This is a genomic window from Sphingomonas sp. PP-F2F-G114-C0414, from assembly GCF_003688595.1.
Classification (GTDB): domain Bacteria; phylum Pseudomonadota; class Alphaproteobacteria; order Sphingomonadales; family Sphingomonadaceae; genus Sphingomonas.
On record NZ_RCWT01000009.1, the window covers coordinates 1 to 17,989 of the forward strand.

Genomic DNA, 17,989 nt, shown 5'->3' on the forward strand with positions numbered 1-17,989 from the left:
TCATGGCCGCCGGTGATTACTATCCACAGGACCTGTATTGAAAATCTTGACTTCAACGAGTCACATGCTGCCACTTCATCCCCATGAAGTCGCCTTTGGCGAGTTTGATGCGCGCATAAGGGCGAACCTGGGCACCGCTGACTGCTGGTTGGACGAGCGGGCAGAATACGAGAACAGCTGAACGAATGACCGCTGTCGGGCAAGCGCGGCGCCACCCGGAACGTCCGTATTTGGGCGTAAGCGGCCGGGGTATCGATGACGAAAAATCGGGGTATGGCCCGCACCGAAACCCACGGAAACGCGTAGGTGCGGCGGAGGGCTTCTCCGCCGTGAGGGTCGGGAGGTCCGCCACGACTAATAGGGTATCCGTGCCAGCTACGGCATTGTTGCTAGACCGTAGAAAGCCCCGGCAAGCTTTCACCTGCCGGGGTACGAGGTTCACTTCGGATGCTTGATCCGCTCGTGTTCCGTGGTCTTCGGATGACGCTCAGCAAACCGCTCGGTTACGAACCGACCAGTATCCGAGTTCCGATAGGCGTCTTGCTTCGGTACGGGGGGTTTAGCCATTTTACTTCACCTTATTGTCAGGCGCGGTGCCCGATTGAGATGCAGCCCTATCTTGCGCCCCCGTGAAGCTGTGCTAAGCGCACAGTGCTTGCCTTCATGTGGGGCGCATCCCCGTACAGCGGGCTGCAAACCGTACGGAGAAACTTTGGAGGGCGCGATCGGAAGTCGCGCCCCTCATTGTCTATAGCAAATCCTTATAGTCGCTGAGCCGTGCATGGGCTTGGACAAGCCCGCACGCTTCAAAGCGCGCCAGGTAATCCTCCGGTGTCGGGTTCGATTTCGACATCGCGGCTCGGTGACGTTTACAGGCTGCAAGTGCACGGCCTGGATGCAAATCGATGATATTTACAATGAAGTCGTCGGGGTGAATGAGATCAAGTTTGAACCCCTGCAGTGTCTGTGCCGGGAAATCCTTGAGGTTAGCGGTGATTATACCGTGGCATTTTCCAACCACTGCGGCAGCTAGAACATGTCGGTCATCGGGATCGGGTAGGTTCAGGGCCTGAATAATGGGTTGGTAGCCAGACACCTCGGCGTCAGGAAATTGATCTGCCATGATGGCCTGCTGGGCGTCCAACCGATCATCACCAACGTCAGGGTACCTACGCTTGATCGACCGCCGCCATTCTTCAATGACGTCAGCCGACCAGGCAGGACGAAATAAACGCTCGTCGGCGAACCAGAGCATTGCACCCCGCAAAAAAGCGGGGTGCAGGACGTTAGCGTCTAAGAATGCTAGGTATCGCCCGATCAACATTACCCGTCCTTCATTCCAACGGGCTCATCATCATACAGCCCCAATTCCTCATCCGACGCGACCATCGCCGACAAAGCGATTCGACGCTCGTAATCAGTTCTATCTCGGAAGCTGAGGACATCTTGAGCGCGCAGCTTGCGATGCGTTCCGACCATCCGAGAGTGAATTTTGCCCGCGTCGATCAGCTTGATGACATGCGGCCGCGATACATTGAGAAGGTCTGCTGCCTGCTGAGTAGTTAGCTCAGCCGAAACAGGAACCACGGCCACGGCGTTGCCGTTGCCCATCTCAACCAGCATATTAACCAGTACGCGAAAAATGTTCGCCGGAAGGCTGATTGGTTCTTCAGCGTCCGCATGATCGGCATCGTCGCCAGCGCGGTCTAGGGTAAAGCTCACAGGCTTGCCCTTGTTGAATCGCGAAAGCTGACGCGCAGCGGTGCGCGCAGCGTCGATGTCCTCGACGCTCGGCTCGTGCAGTTCATCCAGCTTAACCGCTACCGCAGTCATTGCCTGTCTCCTTGTTGGTTGCCCATCTATGCGCCAATCGCAGCAAACGCAATATCCGCAGTAAACGAAAATTCCGCCTAATTGTTTCATAGCGGCAAAAAGCTCGTTCCGGTGCCTGTCGAGGGAATTAGCGGTGCCTGCGAACTAGCTGCCAGCTTCCCAGACATTGCGCACCGCCGCGCCCCACGCGCTGTGACAGTTCGCATCACCTGAGCCGCAATGACGGCTATCCTCTAGCGAGAGCAAACGCATGCTGACCAACGCCGCGGTGAAAGCCGCGCGGCCGAAAACGGCCGCCTACAAGCTGTTCGATCAAGGCGGCCTGCACCTCTACGTCGCGCCGACCGGCCGGAAGTCATTCCGGATGAAGTATCGCCTCGGCCGCAAAGAGCAGCTGCTGACGATCGGCGCGGTGCCCGAGGTGACGCTCGATGCCGCCCGGGCCCGGTGCGACCAGGTGCGCGAGCAGCTCGGCCGCGGCGAGGATCCGCGAACTTGCGAACTTGCGCAAACCGGCAAGGCTCGTGCTTTCGAAAACGTCGCGCGCCAGTGGCACGCGCACATGCGCCGGCGCTGGACGGAGGTGCATGCCGGCGACGTGATGGCGAGCCTCGAGCGCGACGTCTTCCCGGCGATCGGCGCGATGCCGATCGGCGCCGTTACCGTGCCGGTGATCCTGAACGCGCTGCGCGTCATCGAGGAGCGCGGCAGCCTGGTCACCGCGAGCCGCGTCCGCCAGCGGATCTCGGCCGTATTCGCCTATGCGATGGCGGAGGACCTGGTCGACCAGGATCCCGCGGCGATCGTCAGCCGCGCGCTCACCCCGCCGGCGCCGGCACAGCATCATCCCGCATTGCTCGAGATCGAGGACGCGCGTGCGCTGCTCGCCGCGGCCGAGCTGGTCGACGTCGCGCCGGTGGTGAAACACGCGTCGCGATTCCTTGCGCTGACCGCGGTCCGCTTCGCTGCGGTCCGCGGCGCGCGCTGGGAGGAGATCGAGGACCTGGACGGCGCCGCGCCGCTGTGGCGGGTACCGGCCGCGCGGATGAAGCTGGCGGCAGCGAAGAAGCTCGACGCGAAGAATGACCACGCGGTGCCGCTATCGCACCAGGCGGTCGCGCTGCTGCGCGAGGTCCGCGGGAATATGCATCAGGACGATGCAAATATGCATGGTTTGATCTTCGATTGCGGCGCCGGCCGGGTGATTGGTGAGAAGTCGATTGGCGCCCTGTACGATCGCGCGGGGTTCGAGGGGCGCCATGTCCCGCACGGTTGGCGCGCATCGTTCTCGACGGTGATGAACGAGCGGGGATCGGACGGCGCCGACATCGAGCGGGCGCTGGCGCATACGCCGAAGGACAAGGTCAAAGCGGCGTACGATCGGAGCGAGCGCCTTCAGCGCCTGCGCGATCTGTTCCAGGAGTGGGCGGATCTGTTGGCGCCGGCCGCGCCGATATCGGTCGACTAGATCGAGTCGGGCTGGACGAGGCCGGCCGCTAGATCTTCGCGGTACCGCAGACAGTCGGCGAGGTTTCGCCAGTCGTAGTCGCCGACGATCCAGTCGTTGCCGCATGCCCGGCAGTATTCCATGCCGACCCCACCGCCGCCACCGCCGAGAATGTCGGCGCCAGGCGCACCGCAGAATTGACATGGCTCATGTTCGAACGCCTCCCAGTCGTCGGCCGCGATCGAGCCGAGCGGGGCGTTCGATCCAATTCGCCATGCGGGGTGGGTTGCGTCACCGCGACCGCTGACGAAGCGACAGATCGCCAGTCGTGCCGCCCACTGGCGTGTGCGGTCGAAACGGCAGTCGGTAATTCGATCGAGCGGCGTCATTTGGGGCTCATCTTCGACAGCGCCGCATGCGCGACGCGTGAGGCGGTTGGCACCGTTCGTGCTCCTCCCCCTCGGCAGCCCGGGGCGGCGCAAGCCGCCTCGTTCCGACAGCCGGGTCTTGGCGGTCGGGTGCTCAAGGCGGTCCGTTTCGGCATTGGGGGAGCATCAAACTGAAGCATGGGGCCGCCAAAGCGGTCCCATTCCTTATTATTATATCTTCGCGACCCTGATAGTTTCGACAGATTGGAATCGCGCTATTCGATCATGCGCGCGGCCGTAGCTTGCGAGGGCCTTCGCGAGAACGGTTTGATCGCCGAGGCGGAACGCGGCCAGCTCCTCGGCCGACAACGTGTCGAGCATGCGCTGAACGTGCTCTGCGTCGTCCTGCTCGCGTTGCACCTGGTCGTCGGGCTTAGGGGCGGAGCCGAACTTCGCCTTGAGCGCCTTTGCCAGCCACGTCGGTACCAGGAACCAGTAGGCCGTCGTGATCTGTTCGACCTGCGGCCCCTTGGGATCAGGATCTTCGACCGGGCGGGTGCGGAGCAGCTTTCCGAGCAAGCCGGCGTCGACCAGCTCCTTGATCGCTTTGTCGACGGTCGCAATCGCGACATTCGCGCGACGTGCAATGCCCTTGATCGAAGGGAAGCATGCGCCGTTCTCGAAGTTCCGGAAGCTCATGATGACGTCGTAGACATGGGGCGTGCGGAAGCTCAGCGGGCCCCGGCGGTTCCCCGCCTTCTTCTGCGCGGGGCTCATCGACCAGGCGCGCACCTGGCGGAGGCGCTCGTTACGCACTGCCGCGGAGAACGTGTTGTGCTTTGCCCACTCGCGCTTCTCGCGATCACCGGCGTGGTAGCTGTTGCGGCGGACGTCCGAGCTGGTGCCGCGGCGCAGGCCCTGTAGGGCCGAGCTTGTCTGCTTCAGCTGGTGACGGGCCGCGCGGGCCGCATTTGCGGCCGTCAGGCGGTTTGCACCGGCGCTCACAGCGCCGCTCCGATCAGGGGTGTCGAGGCCCCTCGATCAGCTGCCCTGGTAGCATCTGCCCCACGCTGAGCATGTCCGCCCATTCCTGCGCGATCTCGCGACGTCGCGGCATGTAGGCGTAGCGATTGTAGATTGCCTCCACGCTGCCGGCGACGTGCGCCAGCATCAGATCGATGACCTCCCGATCGCCCTTGCGATCTTCCTCGGCCGCAAGCCTGTTCATCACGGTCGAGAAGGTTGCCCGCCAGCCGTGCGGCAGGTGAATTCCCGCGTACCCGGCCTCGCGATATAACTTGCTGATCGTGCTGTCGCTGATCGGCCGATTCGCGAACCTGATCGAGCGGAAGATCAGCCCCTTCGCGTCGCTGAAGCCGATCGCGACCTGCACGATCTCGACCGCCTGCCGCGATAACGGAACGATGAACTCGTACGCCGGATCGTTCCGGCGTTCCTGCGCCAGCTTCATCTTCGCAGCGGGAATTCGCCAGATCGGCGAATCGCCGTTCAGATCCTCGAACTCGTGCACCTCGGCGAGACGCAACACGCCCGATCGTACCGCGGTCAACGCGAGCAACCTCGATGCCAACCGCGTCAGCGGATAGACGCGACGGCTCTCGACTACCGTCAGCAACTTCCGCGCCTCGACGATCGTTTGCACCGCCGGATAGCGGCCGCGCCGAATCCTGCCGAGCGCCTTGCCCATTTCCGCCGCGGGGTTGTTCGTCGCGATCGCGCTGGCGATCGCATGGACGAAGATGTCCGAGATCCGCTGCCGGGCCCGGTGCGCTACGTCCGCCGACCCACGCGATTCGATCGCCCGAAGCAACGCTACGATCTGCGGCGACGTGATCTGCGCGATCGGCATCTTGCCGATCGCTGGAAAGACGTCGTTCTCCAAGGTTCGCAGAACGTGCTTCGCGTGCCTGTCGCTGAACATCTTCGATTGGCTGGCGTGCCATGTCAGCGCGACTGACTTGAACGTGTGCTCGCTCTGCGCTGCCGCCTGCGCGGCCTGCACGAGGCGATCGATCGATGGATCCACACCCGACCGAAGCAGAGCTGCGGCTTGTTCCCGCGCGATTCGCGCCTTCTTCAGCGACACGTCCGGATATAGACCGAACGTCAGCCGCTTCTCCTTGCCGTGGATGCGATACTTCCAACGCCAGGATCGAGCACCCGACTTCAGAATTTCGAGGTAGAGCCCATGCCCGTCGAATAGCTTCGACTTCCCGTCGACCGGGGGCGACTTGCACTGAAGGTCGGTTAGCAACCGATGCCCCCAGCTCTGAAAAACCATGCCCCCATAATGCCCCCGAATGCCCCCGCCTAACATGGCGGCTTATGGCGGCTCCTGACGGCATCTGAAAGCCTGCAAAAGCCCGGATTTGCGTGCTATTTGACTGGCTATGACGGTCGATGGCGGGGGTAAATGGTGCCCGGAGACGGGGTCGAACCGCCGACACTGCGATTTTCAGTCGCATGCTCTACCAACTGAGCTATCCGGGCACGTCCGGTCTGGGACCGGAGAAGCGTCCGACCTTGCGATCGGAAGGGCGCGTTTAGTCGGGGTCTTCGGCGCTGTCCAGCCCCGTTTGCGCAATTGATCGGCCGGGAATGCGATAGCCTTCGCCAAGCCACTGCAACAGGTCGCGGTCGCGGTGGCGGCTCGAGCAGAACGGCTTGTACTCGGCAACTGCGGGCTGGTCGCAGATCGGGCATTTGACGGTGGGGGAGGTGGGCATCATCGGGCGCTCTCCAGTTCGTGGACGACGCCCGTGCGGCGTGCGAGTTCCGCGATCCAATCCGCGCGCGTCATTAGGCGCGTGTGGACTGCTGCGGGCAAAGTGTGGCGACGTGAGGCGGTCGGCGGCGTGCGTTCGAACGTGCGAAGCGCCGCGCGGGTCGCTGCACCGACCGGATCGGCGCGGAGGATCTCGGGGATGGACGCGCGGGGCCTTGGCCGGACGATCTGGAGGAACCCAAAGCCGTTCATCGCGGTCCGTTCGAACGGCTGCGGCAACGTTTCGTCGATCGCGGCGGCGACCGCGTTGCGCTGCGTCTTGCCGGCGATCGTCGGGAAATCGATCCCGATCGAGCCGCCGATACCGTGTCGGCGGATCGCGCGCGCCACGGCATGCGCGGCGGCGACTGCGAGCGTGTCCAGCGGCGGCGCGCCATCGACGTCGAACAGCGTCATCGCCGGCGTCGGTGAGAGGCGCAGCGCGCCGAGCGGGAACACGATCTCGCCGCTCACAGCCTCGTCGAGAAGTTCGGACCAGCCCGCCGCTTCCAGCGCATCGGTTTCGTGGGAGCGGGGGCTCAGGACGGGCAGGCCGGTCGCCATGAGGCGCTCGTACAGCGTCGGGGCGGGGCAGGGCGGCAAGTCGCTGGGGACGGCCTTGGCGAGCTTCGCACGGCCCGCTTCGGGCAGCGCCTCGCGAACGATCTCGACGGTGAGGCTGGCGCCCTGCGTGATGCCGGGGGGGAGGTGGTTGATCAGCGCCTCACCGCCGTCGAGCGTGACGCGACCACGACGGCCCGGCAGCAGTTCGACGAGACGCGCAGGAGCGATGAGGCCGACCTTCAGTGCGTCAGTGTCGAGTTCGATCGCGGCTTCGACAATCTGATCATCGTCCACCAGCGCAGCGCGCGCTTCGCCGATACCGGCTTCGTAGAGCCATTCAGGCCCCGAATCAGGCAAGCGCGACGCCCGCGGTCTTCAACAGCGCGCGCGTTTCGAACAGTGGCAAGCCGACCACCCCCGAATGGCTGCCCGACAGGAAACGGACGAATGCCTCGGCGCGGCCCTGGATCGCGTAGCCGCCGGCCTTGCCGAGGCCTTCGCCGCACGCGAGATAATCGTCGATCTCGGCGGGCGAGAGCGGCTTGAACGCGACGATCGTGTCGGCGATCCGCGTCCGCACCTTGCCGGTCGCGTCGATCACGCAGACCGCGGACAGGCAATGGTGGCGTCGACCCGACAGCTTGCCGAGCAGGTCGCGCTGGATCTCGATCGTGTCGGCGGGGGGCAGGATGCGGCTGCCGAGCGCAATTGTGGTGTCGCCGGCGAGGACGATCTCACCCTCGGCGCGCGCGACGGCACCTGCCTTCTCGACTGCGAGACGAAGCGCGTAGGCGCGGGGCGGTTCGGCCTTGCGCGGGCTCTCGTCGATGTCGGGGGATGCCACGCGCGACGGCACGACGCCGAGCCGTGCGAGCAGATCGCGGCGGCGGGGCGAGGAAGAGGCCAGGACCAGCATTGGTGCCTCGTTATAGAAGCGGCAGGCGCCTAGGCACCCACGGGCTTATTTGAAGCGGTAGGTGATGCGACCCTTGGTCAGATCGTACGGCGTGAGTTCGCACAGCACCTCGTCGCCGACCAGCACGCGGATGCGGTTCTTGCGCATCTTGCCGGCGGTGTGACCGAGAATCTCGTGATCGTTTTCGAGCTGAACCCGGAACATCGCGTTGGGGAGGAGTTCCACCACGCGGCCGCGCATCTCGAGCAGTTCTTCCTTGGCCAAATATAATCTCTGAATTGGGGGAATTTCGGGACGAGCGCCCTTACCGCAGGTTCGCGAAAAAGGAAAGCACGACCGAAGGCGGATACGGGCGTGATGCCCGAACCCGCTTGCTTGATCCCTATATCGGCCATCGAGCGTCGTTGGACAAGAGCACCGGTCGAGGACGACGGACGCGGAATGTCACAGCAGGCTCGGCTGAAACGCGTTGGCCTCGCGTGCTGCGCGCCGGAACGCGGCGCGGTCGACGTTGGGGATGCGCGGGCGCTTGCCCTGGAACAGATCGGCGAGCGTCAGGATCTGGAGTTTGGGAAACGTCTCGTCAACGCCGGCACGGTAGATGCCGACCGCGGCGGCACGGCGCTCCATCTCGCGCGTCGGCTTGGCGTTCATGATGAGGATGCCGATCGGCGCCTTCTCACGCGCGATCGTCGCGGCGAGCGTCTCGACCATCGTGGTGTCCGGATTAAGCCCACCCTTGACCGATACGATCGCGCGGTGCGTCACCATCTTGCCCGATGCCGGGTCATGATCGTTGAAATAGATCAGTCCGTCGATCCCACCGTCCGCACCCTTTTTCCTGCCGCCGAACGGCAGCGCATCGACCATCGACACCGCCCACCACTGGAACTGGTATTTGTCGCGTAGCGCGAGATTGCAGGCGGAGGCGAGGTCCTTCGGCGTGCCTTCGACGGTGAAGGTGACGGCGGGAAACGCATCCTTCATCCGCTTCTCGATCAGCGATATGGCAAGATGCGTGACGTCGATGCCGATCCATTGCCGCTTGAGTTTCTCCGCGGCATGCACCGCAGTGCCGCACCCGCAGAACGGATCGAGCACGACGTCGCCTTCGTTCGACGAGGCGGCAATGATGCGCTCCAGTAGGGCCACCGGCTTCTGCGTCGGGTAGCCGAGCCGTTCCTTCGAGACGGGAGCGATGATCGGTATTTCCCAGACGTCGTTCATGGCGACACCCAGCGAGGTGCCCGATTCCCGGGTCGGGTTGCGCACGCCGTCGGCCGTGAATGTGACCTTCTGCATCGATCCCTTCCACCGTTTCAGCGAACTCGCCGACGGCGGCACGGTGAGCGTGTTGAACAGATTGCCGCTTTCGCTCTTGGTGTAGAACAGCAGGCAATCGTGCATCCGCTGGAACCGGTGCGAGACCGATGGCCAACGGCGATAGCTCCAGACGATCTCGTTCTGGAAATGCCGCTTGCCGAAGATCGCGTCTAGCAGCAGCTTCAGGTAATGACTCGCGGTCGGATCGCAGTGGAGATACAGGCTGCCGGTCGGCTTCAAGACGCGGTGCAGTTCGAGCAGGCGGACCGCCATCATCGCCAGATACGCCATCATGTCGTTGTCGCCGAGAAACCCGCGCATCGCGTTCAACAGGTCGAACGCCTTGGTATTGCCGCTGCGGGCAACCTGGTCGAAGGCGTCCTCCGCGGTCTCGTTCCAATGCCAGGTATCCTCGAACGCCTCGATCTGCGCGCTGGAGGATTTGCCGTCGGGCTCCTTGAAAAGGATGCCGTAGTTGGCGTTCGAATTGAACGGCGGGTCGAGATAGATCAGGTCGACGCTCTCGTCGGTGATCTCCTTGCGAAGGACGGCGAGGTTGTCGCCATAGAACAGGTGATTTTCGGGGCGGTTTCGCATTGTTGGAAGATGCGGGTACAATTCCAGCCGCGTCCAAGCGAGATGCATCCGTAGTCGGCGGATATGATCCGCTATGGAGTTTCCTGCCGTAGAACCCTCGCATCCAGCAGAAATATACTGTGGGGATCCGACGCAATTGTTCTTCAGAAATAGCGATAGTCACTTCGGGGGCGTCAAAAGACGATCGCCGAGCGGCCACATGACCTAGCCGCTCAGCGATCAGGTAATCACCCCACCCCGCCGCCGGCCAGTGCTGCCAGCAACAGTAGCGCGACGATATTGGTGATCTTGATCATCGGGTTGACCGCGGGGCCTGCGGTGTCCTTGTACGGGTCGCCCACGGTGTCACCGGTGATCGCGGCCTTGTGCGCATCGGACCCCTTGCCGCCGTGGTGGCCGTCCTCGATGTATTTCTTGGCGTTGTCCCATGCGCCGCCGCCGCTTGTCATCGAGATCGCGACGAACAGCCCGGAGACGATCACACCCAGCAGCATCGCGCCGAGCGAGGCGAAGCCCGCGGCCTGGCCTGCGACCGTGGTGATGATGAAATACACCGCGAGGGGGCTCAGGACGGGGAGAAGCGAGGGGACGATCATCTCGCGGATCGCCGCCTTGGTGACGAGATCGACCGTTCGTGCGTAGTCGGGGCGGCTGGTGCCGAGCATGATGCCGGGGTTGTTGCGAAACTGCTCGCGGACTTCCTCTACGACCGCGCCGGCCGCGCGACCGACGGCGGTCATGCCGAATGCGCCGAACAGATACGGGAGCAGCGCGCCGAGCAGGAGCCCGACGATGACGTACGGGTTGCTGAGGCTGAAATCGACCGTGACGTCGGGGAAGTACGTTGCGAGGTCGGTCGTGTACGCCCCGAACAGGACGAGCGCGGCAAGTCCGGCCGAGCCGATCGCGTATCCCTTGGTGACGGCCTTGGTGGTGTTGCCGACCGCGTCGAGCGCGTCGGTGCGCTGGCGAACATCGTCGGGCAGGCCGGCCATCTCGGCGATCCCGCCGGCGTTGTCGGTGACAGGGCCGTAGGCGTCGAGCGCGACGACCATGCCGGCTTGGGCAAGCATCGCGGTCGCGGCGAAGGCGATGCCGATGATCCCGGCCAGCTGGTACGCGACGATCACCGCGACGACGATCACCAGCGTCGGCAGCGCGGTGGATTCGAGGCTGATCGCGAGGCCCTGGATGACGTTGGTACCGTGGCCGGTCTCGGACGCCTTGGCGATCGATTGGACCGGGCGGTGGTTGGTGCCGGTGTAATATTCGGTGATCCACACGATCAATCCGGTGACGACGAGCCCGATCATCATCGACCAGAACAGGTCCATGCCGGTGAAGTTCTGCGTCAGCGAGGGGGCGGCCTGCGTGGTGAGGTCGTCCGTCGTCGGATCGAGGAAGCCCGCGCCGCCGATGACGCGATGGAGGTCGCCGAGCACGTATTGCGTCGCGAGATAGATCGCCGGGATCGACAGGATCGTCGAGGTGAAGAAGCCCTTGTAGAGCGCCCCCATGATGCTGCCGCCGCCCAGCCGGACCATGTACGTACCGATGATCGAGGTGACGATGCACACCCCGCCGACGAGCAGCGGGAGAGTCATCAGCCGCATAAGCTCGGCGCCGCTCGCCTGGATCAGCAGCGCGATCGAGATCATCGTGACGCCCAAGGTGACGACGTAGGTTTCGAACAGATCGGCGGCCATCCCGGCGCAGTCGCCGACGTTATCGCCGACATTGTCCGCGATCACGGCGGGGTTGCGGGGGTCGTCCTCGGGGATACCCGCCTCGACCTTGCCGACCAGATCCGCGCCGACGTCTGCCGCCTTTGTGAAGATGCCGCCGCCCAATCGCGCGAAGATCGAGATCAGCGAGGCGCCGAACGCGAGCGCGGTGAGCGCCTCGACGATGATCCGGTCGTTGGGCGCGTGGCCTGCCGGACCGGTGAGGTACCAGAAGAACGCACTGATCGCGAGCAGGCCGAGACCCGCCACGAGCATGCCGGTAACCGCGCCCGATCGGAACGCCAGCGTCAGGCCGGCTTGCAGCGATGTGCGCGCAGCCTCGGCGGTGCGGACGTTGGCGCGGACCGAGATGTTCATGCCGACATAGCCCGCGACGCCCGACAGCACTGCGCCGATGACGAAGCCGATCGTGGAGGTGAAGCCGAGCGTGAAGAGGAGGATAGCCGCGACGATGACGCCGACGATCGCGATCGTGGTGTACTGGCGCCCGAGATAGGCCTTCGCGCCTTCCTGAATGGCGGCGGCGATGTCCTGCATCTTTGCGTTGCCGGGGGAGGCGGCGAGCACCTGTCGACTGGTGACGAAACCATATAGGACGGCGATGACGCCGCAGATCATGGCCAAATAGACGGTCGTCATACGGCGCTATCCCTCTTGTCAGGTCCTCTCCGGTCTCGACTTTGCCGAGTCCCGATGCAGCGAACCTATCAGTGCGGGGGTATTGCGCAAGTTATCCTCGGGGGTGGTGCTCGTAGCCTAGACTTGGCGGGAGCGGGACGGGGGTGCCCGAGTCGTGAAGAGTGAGGTCCGAGCCGACTGAGAACGCGCCGATTAGAGTGGCGTCGGTGATGAAATCTTGCGGTGCAGCAAAAAGGAGTTGGTAGTCGTCTCCGGCGGTTGCGGCGGCGAGCCGGTCGCCGGAGAAGGTGCGATAGGCGTCGGATATGGGGATGCGCGCGAGGTTGACGCTCACGGCGAGGCCGCTGGCTGAGGCCATGCGGGATGCGTCGATAAGCAGCCCGTCGGATACGTCCATCATCGCATGGACCTGCGGGGCAAGTATGCGACCGTCGGCGAGCCGTGGCTGGGGGCGCCGGTATGCGGCAAGGAATTCGGCTGGGCCTTGTGCGCCGAGTGCGATGGCTAGCCCCGCGCCCGCGTCGCCGATCGTGCCCGTTACATAGAGCGCATCGCCGTCGCGTGCGCCGTTTCGGGCGGGCGCCGCGGCGTCGCTGCCGAACGCGGTGAGGGTCAGGACCCGCGGCGCATTCGGAGGGAGCGTCACGGTGTCGCCGCCGATGATCCTGGTGTCGAAGGTGGTCAGGACGTCGGCGAGCCCTTCGAGAAACGCCCGGTCCCATGCGTCGTCGCTGAGCGGATAGTTGAGGAGGACCCCCTCGGGTCTGGCCCCCTTTGCCGCGAGATCAGAGAGGTTGGTGGCGACCAGCTTCCAGGCGACGTCCTGTGCGGGGTCGGTCGGGAGAAAGTGCACGCCTTCGACCAGAGTGTCGGTCGTGACGACGAGCGGGCCTGCGTCGATCAGCGCGGTATCGTCGTTGAGGCCGCGCGCCGCCGGATGGAGCGGCAGCAGGCGGAGTGCGGCAATAAACTCGGCTTCGGTCACTCTCTGCTCCCTCTCCCCTCCGGGGAGAGGGCTGGGGTGAGGGGCTGCCACACAGCGCACCGCCCGGTACAGCCCCTCACCCCGACCCTCTCCCCGGAGGGGAGAGGGAGTTCAGGCCCGCACTTCCTTGGCGATACCGTCGAGTAGCCCGTTCACGAAGCCGGACTCGCGCTTGTCGTAGAACGCATGCGCGACGTCTACATATTCGCTGATCACCGCCGCGACCGGCACGTCCTTGCGCGCGAGCAGTTCATACGTGCCGACACGGACGATCGCCTTCATCGGCTTGTCGAGCCGCGCAAGCGTCCAGCCTTTGGCCAGCTTGCCCTCGATCAGCACGTCGATCTCACCGGCGCGCGCGTTGGCGCCGGTCACGAGGTCGTCGAAGAAATCGACGTCGGCTTCGGCATATTCGACGTCTTCGATCGTCGCGCCGAGCCGGTGCTGGTGGAATTCGTTGAGCAGGACGGGCATCGCGGTGCCCTCCATCTCGTGCTGGTAAGTCGCCTGGACGGCGGCGAGGCGAGCGGCGGCACGCGCCTTGGTGCGGGGGGCGGTTCGAGTCATAAGCGGTTGCCTGTAGGCGCGGGGGGGCTGTGTGTCAGCCCTTTGCGTTTCGGACGGAACGGGAAGAAGGGTTGTTCACGCGGAGGCGCGGAGGCGCGGAGATGTTGCGTGCGGCGCAGCCGCTTCGATCTCTTCATCCGCCGATGATTGAACGGCCGCTACGCGGCTAGGTCGACACCTCCGCGTCTCCGCGCCTCCGCGTGAACAAATCTAACTGTTAAGCCGTAACCGCAAAGCCACCGATTTTGCGTGAGCCGGCAGGCCCTCTGCGTTGGCCAAAGCAACCGTAGCAGGCCCGAGTTCGCGCAGAGCTGCTTCGTCCAACGCCAGGAAACTGGTGCGTTTCATAAAGTCGAGCACAGACAGCCCGCTGGCAAATCGCGCCCGGCGGCCGGTGGGGAGGACGTGGTTCGGGCCGGCGACGTAATCGCCGATTGCCTCGGGGGTGTAGCGGCCGAGGAAGACCGAGCCCGCGTGGCGGATGCGGTCGAAGAAGCCCTGCGGATCGGGGATCGCCAGCTGGAGATGCTCCGCGGCGAGGCGGTCAACCAGCGGGATCGCATCCGCCAATGTGTCGACGACAACGATCGCGCCGTTGGTGTCCCAAGCAACGCGCGCAACGGCTTCGGTGGCGAGGTCGCGCAACTGTCGGTCCACGGCGTCCGTCACCTTGTCGGCGAACGCTGCATCGTCAGTGAACAGGATCGACTGCGTGGTCACGTCGTGCTCGGCCTGGCTGAGCAGGTCGGCGGCGGTCCATTCGGGGTCGTTGAGCGCGTCCGCGACGACGACGATCTCGGAAGGGCCCGCGACCATGTCGATGCCGACGACGCCGTAGACTTGGCGCTTGGCTTCCGCGACCCACGCGTTGCCGGGGCCGGTGATGACGTCGACCGGCTCGATCCGGCCTGCGCCATACGCGAGCGCGGCGACGGCTTGTGCGCCACCGACGCGCCACACTTCGTCGACGCCCGCGAGATGCGCGGCGGCGAGGACCAGCGGGTTGATCTGGCCGTCGGGGGTCGGCGTGACCATCGCAAGGCGGCCGACGCCCGCGACCTTGGCGGGGATCGCGTTCATCAGCAGCGAAGAGGGGTAGGCGGCGCGTCCACCGGGGACGTAGATGCCAGCGGTGTCAACGGGGAGCCAGCGCGCGCCGAGCCTCACACCTGCGGAGTCGACCGAGTCGCTGTCGAGGGGGCGCTGTTTCTCGTGGTACGCGCGGATGCGGGCGGCGGCGAGTTCGAGCGCGGTGCGCAGGTCCGGGTCGAGTGCATCGAACGCGGCCTTGCAGTCGGCGGCGTCGATCTGCCAGCCGGTAGTTTCGAGGTCGTGGCGGTCGTGCTTCTGCGTGAGGTCGCGGATTGCGGTTTCACCGTCGCGGCGGACCGAGGCGATGATTGCGGCGACGTCCTGCGTCACGCCTGCGTCGGACTCGCGGCGGTCTTCGACCAGCGCGGTGAAGCGAGTCGCGAAGTCTGCATCCGAGGTGTTGAGGCGGATCACTTGCCCCCCTCCCGCATGCGGGAGGGGTTGGGGGTGGGCACGCGCTCACCACTGGCGTTACGCTGGAGGAAAGCACGAGCCCAACCCCCAGCCCCTTCCCGCTTGCGGGAAGTGGAGCAGATGAGGGCAGTCATGCTGCGATCTCCTGCGCTTCGACTGCGCGACGGAATGCCTCGACCAGCGGCACCACCCGGCTGCGCGTCTTCATCGCGGCGCGGTTAACCACGAGGCGGCTGGTGACTTCCATGATCGTCTCGACCTCGACTAGGCCGTTTTCCAGCAGCGTGCGGCCGGACGATACGAGGTCGACGATGCGCGGTGCGAGACCGAGCGTGGGCGCCAGTTCCATCGCACCGTTGAGCTTCACGCACTCCGCCTGGACGCCGCGGCTCGCGAAATGCGCCGCCGTCACATGCGGGTATTTGGTCGCGACACGGACGTGACTCCAGCCGCGCGGGTCGTCCTGCGCCGCCATCTCGGCGGGCTCGGCGACCGACAGCCGGCAATGGCCGATGCCGAGGTCGACCGGCGCGTAAAGCTCCGAATAGCCGAACTCGGCGATCACGTCCGACCCGACGATGCCGAGTTGCGCAGCCCCGTGCGCAACGAAAGTGGCGACGTCGAACGCGCGCACCCGGATCAGCGAGATCGCCGGATCGTTGGTCGCGAACCGGAGCGCGCGCGAGTTCTCATCCGAGAACGACGCTTCGGGATGCACCCCGGCGCGTGCGAGCAACGGCAGGGCCTCGGCGAGGATGCGTCCCTTGGGGACGGCGATGATGATCTGGGAATCTGGCACGCGCCGGGCTTTACGGGGGGGGCTTGGCGGGTGCAACAACCTGCACATGGCAAATGAACCGGCTAACCGTGCGGCGTTCGATATCCAGGCGGGCTATTGCACCGCGATGGACGCGCCGATTACGGCGCGGGTCTGCACTGCGTTGGCGACCGCGGTGGATCGCAAGAGCGAGACGGGGCGGCGTGTGCTCGACTGGTCGGGCGAGCCTGTCGCGGATGCGCTGGCGTTGCGGCTGGTCGGCGGATTGCATGCGCTGCACCGCGCGGGCGTCGATCCGGCGCTTTCTGCCGTGTTTGCCGGGGCGGAGACCGATCCGGTACGCGTGGCGGCTGCTTTGCGGGCGACGCTGGTCGCGCAGGATGCGGCGTTGCTGCCGTGGCTCGATGGGCCGCCACAGACCAACGAGGCGGCGCGGTCCGCGGGAATGATGACCGGGATCCTCCATTTGGCCGAGCGATACGGGCCGCGGTTCGAGGTGCTCGAGATAGGATCGAGTGCGGGGCTGAACCTGCTGATCGATCGCTATCGGTTCGATCTCGGCGGCGTGAATGTCGGGCCGGATACATCGCCGGTGACGATCCGTCCTAAATGGCGCGGGCCGCCGCCGCCGAACGCGCCCGTCGAGATCGGGTCGACCCGCGGCGTCGATATCCACCCGGTGGACGTCGCCGATCCGGACGCTGCGGCACGGCTGGAGGCGTATGTCTGGGTCGATGCGGTCGAGCGGCAGGCGCGGTTGGCGGCGGCGATAGCGATGATGCGCGCGGGTGGCGTCGATCTCGTGAGGGGCGATGCGGCCGACTGGGTCGAGGCGCAATTGGCCGAGCCGCAGCCCGAGGGAGTGACGCGCGTGCTGATGCATTCGGTGGTGTGGCAGTATCTGCCGGCGGCTTCGCGCGAGCGGATCCGGGGCGCGATGGAGGCGGCGGGTGCGCGGGCGACAGTGGAGCGACCGCTTGGCTGGGTAATGATGGAGCCGAATCGTGATCTGCACCGGCATGAGGTGCGCGTCCGCGGCTGGCCGGGAGAGCGGGCGATGGAACTGGTCGCGCTAACTCATGCACATGGCGCGTGGGTCGAAGGATTGGCGCTGCCGTACGAGACGCGCGACTACGTCATGCGGCGTGGCGCGTACGAGAAGGATTGAGGTCCCCCCGTCATGCCGGACCCTTCGACAAGCTCAGGAGAGCCTCGTTCCGGCATCCACCGTTCCGCGCATCGATTGCTTCGAGTTTGCGGACCGGTGGACCCCGGAACACGTCCGGGGTGACGGAGGGGCCCGTCCGGCTTAGTAGAAGAAGCCGTTGTTGACCTGGACCACCTGGCCCGAGCGCGTGTCGACCAGGACGACGTCGCGGCCGTAGCGGACCCAGCGCTGATAGCCGTACGCCGGGCGCGACAGGCGATACGTTTGATAGTCGTTGATCCAGTAGTTGCGACCGTAATATTCCGGCGCGAATCGGTAGCCGACGTTGACCGGGCGGTAGCGATAGCCGCGCGGGCCGGCATAGGCCGGACGGCGGTAGAGGTCGCCGTGCGTGCGGCGATAGTCGCGCCAGTCTTCGCGTGCTTCGCGGCGGTCTTCGCGCAGTTCCTGGCGGGCTTCGCGGACGTCGTGGCGGTCGCCGTAGCGGCGCGCGCGCTGGAGGTCGCGCTGGCTTTCGCGGATCTCGCGCTGGTCGCGGCGGACTTCGCCGTAGCTCTGCGCGGTGGCGACGGTTGGGACGAGGGTGGCGGCGGCGACGGCCGCGAGGATCATCTTGCGCATGACTGCTCTCCTATGTTCGACGCCGAATCGACGGCATGGACAGGGTTTTGCGCCCGTCGCGCTGAACGATCGCAGAATGCGGTCGTCAGGATTCAGACAGGTGGCGCATGCCCGATTCTGTGTTCCCTGCCCTACTAACAGTCAGAC

At 65.2% G+C, this 17,989-nt stretch carries 18 protein-coding genes and 1 tRNA gene; 2 read left to right on the forward strand and 17 right to left on the reverse strand.

What is annotated here, in order from left to right:
- Positions 1-748: 748 nt before the first annotated feature.
- Entirely contained in the window at positions 749-1,324 is a 576-nt protein-coding gene (locus C8J47_RS00745; RefSeq protein WP_121884052.1) for a PIN domain-containing protein, read from the reverse strand.
- Positions 1,324-1,833 (reverse strand): excisionase family DNA-binding protein, encoded by a 510-nt coding sequence (locus tag C8J47_RS00750; RefSeq protein ID WP_183128976.1) that lies wholly within the window; start codon positions 1,831-1,833, stop codon positions 1,324-1,326. The genes C8J47_RS00745 and C8J47_RS00750 overlap by 1 nt, the downstream gene beginning before the upstream one ends.
- A 250-nt stretch (positions 1,834-2,083) precedes the next feature.
- Between C8J47_RS00750 and C8J47_RS00755 the strand changes: the two genes are divergently transcribed.
- The gene (locus C8J47_RS00755) at positions 2,084-3,301 is read left to right on the forward strand and encodes a phage integrase central domain-containing protein (protein ID WP_121884054.1); all 1,218 of its coding nucleotides are present in this window, start codon (positions 2,084-2,086) and stop codon (positions 3,299-3,301) included.
- Here C8J47_RS00755 and C8J47_RS00760 read toward each other — a convergent pair.
- The 14 genes from C8J47_RS00760 to hisG form a co-directional block, all read right to left on the reverse strand.
- A complete protein-coding gene (locus tag C8J47_RS00760) occupies positions 3,298-3,669 on the reverse strand; it encodes a hypothetical protein (RefSeq protein ID WP_121884055.1) in 372 nt (123 codons plus the stop codon). The two genes, C8J47_RS00755 and C8J47_RS00760, sit on opposite strands and share 4 nt — an antisense overlap.
- Before the next feature lie 210 nt (positions 3,670-3,879).
- Positions 3,880-4,653 (reverse strand): helix-turn-helix domain-containing protein, encoded by a 774-nt coding sequence (locus C8J47_RS00765; protein ID WP_121884056.1) that lies wholly within the window; start codon positions 4,651-4,653, stop codon positions 3,880-3,882.
- Between the two features lie 13 nt (positions 4,654-4,666).
- Entirely contained in the window at positions 4,667-5,950 is a 1,284-nt protein-coding gene (locus C8J47_RS00770; RefSeq protein WP_121884057.1) for a phage integrase central domain-containing protein, read from the reverse strand.
- 133 nt (positions 5,951-6,083) lie between these two features.
- Positions 6,084-6,159 (reverse strand) — tRNA-Phe (locus tag C8J47_RS00775).
- A 53-nt stretch (positions 6,160-6,212) separates the two neighbouring features.
- Positions 6,213-6,398: a DNA gyrase inhibitor YacG gene (locus tag C8J47_RS00780; protein WP_259467279.1), complete on the reverse strand. Its 186-nt coding sequence runs from the start codon at positions 6,396-6,398 to the stop codon at positions 6,213-6,215.
- Complete coding sequence (locus tag C8J47_RS00785) at positions 6,395-7,354, reverse strand: ribonuclease (protein WP_121884058.1); 960 nt, start codon at positions 7,352-7,354, stop codon at positions 6,395-6,397. The genes C8J47_RS00780 and C8J47_RS00785 overlap by 4 nt, the downstream gene beginning before the upstream one ends.
- Positions 7,347-7,913: a nucleoside triphosphate pyrophosphatase gene (locus tag C8J47_RS00790; protein ID WP_121884059.1), complete on the reverse strand. Its 567-nt coding sequence runs from the start codon at positions 7,911-7,913 to the stop codon at positions 7,347-7,349. Before C8J47_RS00790 ends, C8J47_RS00785 begins: the two co-directional genes overlap by 8 nt.
- A 45-nt stretch (positions 7,914-7,958) precedes the next feature.
- Positions 7,959-8,177 (reverse strand): translation initiation factor IF-1, encoded by a 219-nt coding sequence (gene infA / locus C8J47_RS00795; RefSeq protein WP_031441079.1) that lies wholly within the window; start codon positions 8,175-8,177, stop codon positions 7,959-7,961.
- A gap of 180 nt (positions 8,178-8,357) precedes the next feature.
- Positions 8,358-9,833 (reverse strand): DNA methyltransferase, encoded by a 1,476-nt coding sequence (locus C8J47_RS00800; RefSeq protein ID WP_121884060.1) that lies wholly within the window; start codon positions 9,831-9,833, stop codon positions 8,358-8,360.
- Positions 9,834-10,060: 227 nt separating this feature from the next.
- The gene (locus C8J47_RS00805; protein WP_121884061.1) at positions 10,061-12,217 is read right to left on the reverse strand and encodes a sodium-translocating pyrophosphatase; all 2,157 of its coding nucleotides are present in this window, start codon (positions 12,215-12,217) and stop codon (positions 10,061-10,063) included.
- A gap of 91 nt (positions 12,218-12,308) precedes the next feature.
- A complete protein-coding gene (gene thiL, locus C8J47_RS00810) occupies positions 12,309-13,202 on the reverse strand; it encodes a thiamine-phosphate kinase (protein WP_121884062.1) in 894 nt (297 codons plus the stop codon).
- Between the two features lie 111 nt (positions 13,203-13,313).
- Positions 13,314-13,769 carry a transcription antitermination factor NusB gene (gene nusB / locus C8J47_RS00815; RefSeq protein WP_121884063.1) on the reverse strand — a complete coding sequence of 152 codons (456 nt, stop codon included), beginning with the start codon at positions 13,767-13,769 and terminating at the stop codon, positions 13,314-13,316.
- Between the two features lie 210 nt (positions 13,770-13,979).
- The gene (gene hisD, locus C8J47_RS00820; protein WP_121884064.1) at positions 13,980-15,275 is read right to left on the reverse strand and encodes a histidinol dehydrogenase; all 1,296 of its coding nucleotides are present in this window, start codon (positions 15,273-15,275) and stop codon (positions 13,980-13,982) included.
- A gap of 130 nt (positions 15,276-15,405) precedes the next feature.
- Positions 15,406-16,074: an ATP phosphoribosyltransferase gene (gene hisG / locus C8J47_RS00825; RefSeq protein WP_243693365.1), complete on the reverse strand. Its 669-nt coding sequence runs from the start codon at positions 16,072-16,074 to the stop codon at positions 15,406-15,408.
- A gap of 46 nt (positions 16,075-16,120) precedes the next feature.
- Here hisG and C8J47_RS00830 point away from each other — a divergent pair, with 46 nt between their 5' ends.
- Positions 16,121-17,221, forward strand: a complete 1,101-nt coding sequence (locus C8J47_RS00830) for a DUF2332 domain-containing protein (protein ID WP_121884066.1) — start codon at positions 16,121-16,123, stop codon at positions 17,219-17,221.
- A 141-nt stretch (positions 17,222-17,362) separates the two neighbouring features.
- On the opposite strand, the gene C8J47_RS00835 is transcribed toward C8J47_RS00830, so the two are convergent.
- A complete protein-coding gene (locus tag C8J47_RS00835) occupies positions 17,363-17,842 on the reverse strand; it encodes an RcnB family protein (RefSeq protein WP_121884067.1) in 480 nt (159 codons plus the stop codon).
- Between the last annotated feature and the right edge of the window lie 147 nt (positions 17,843-17,989).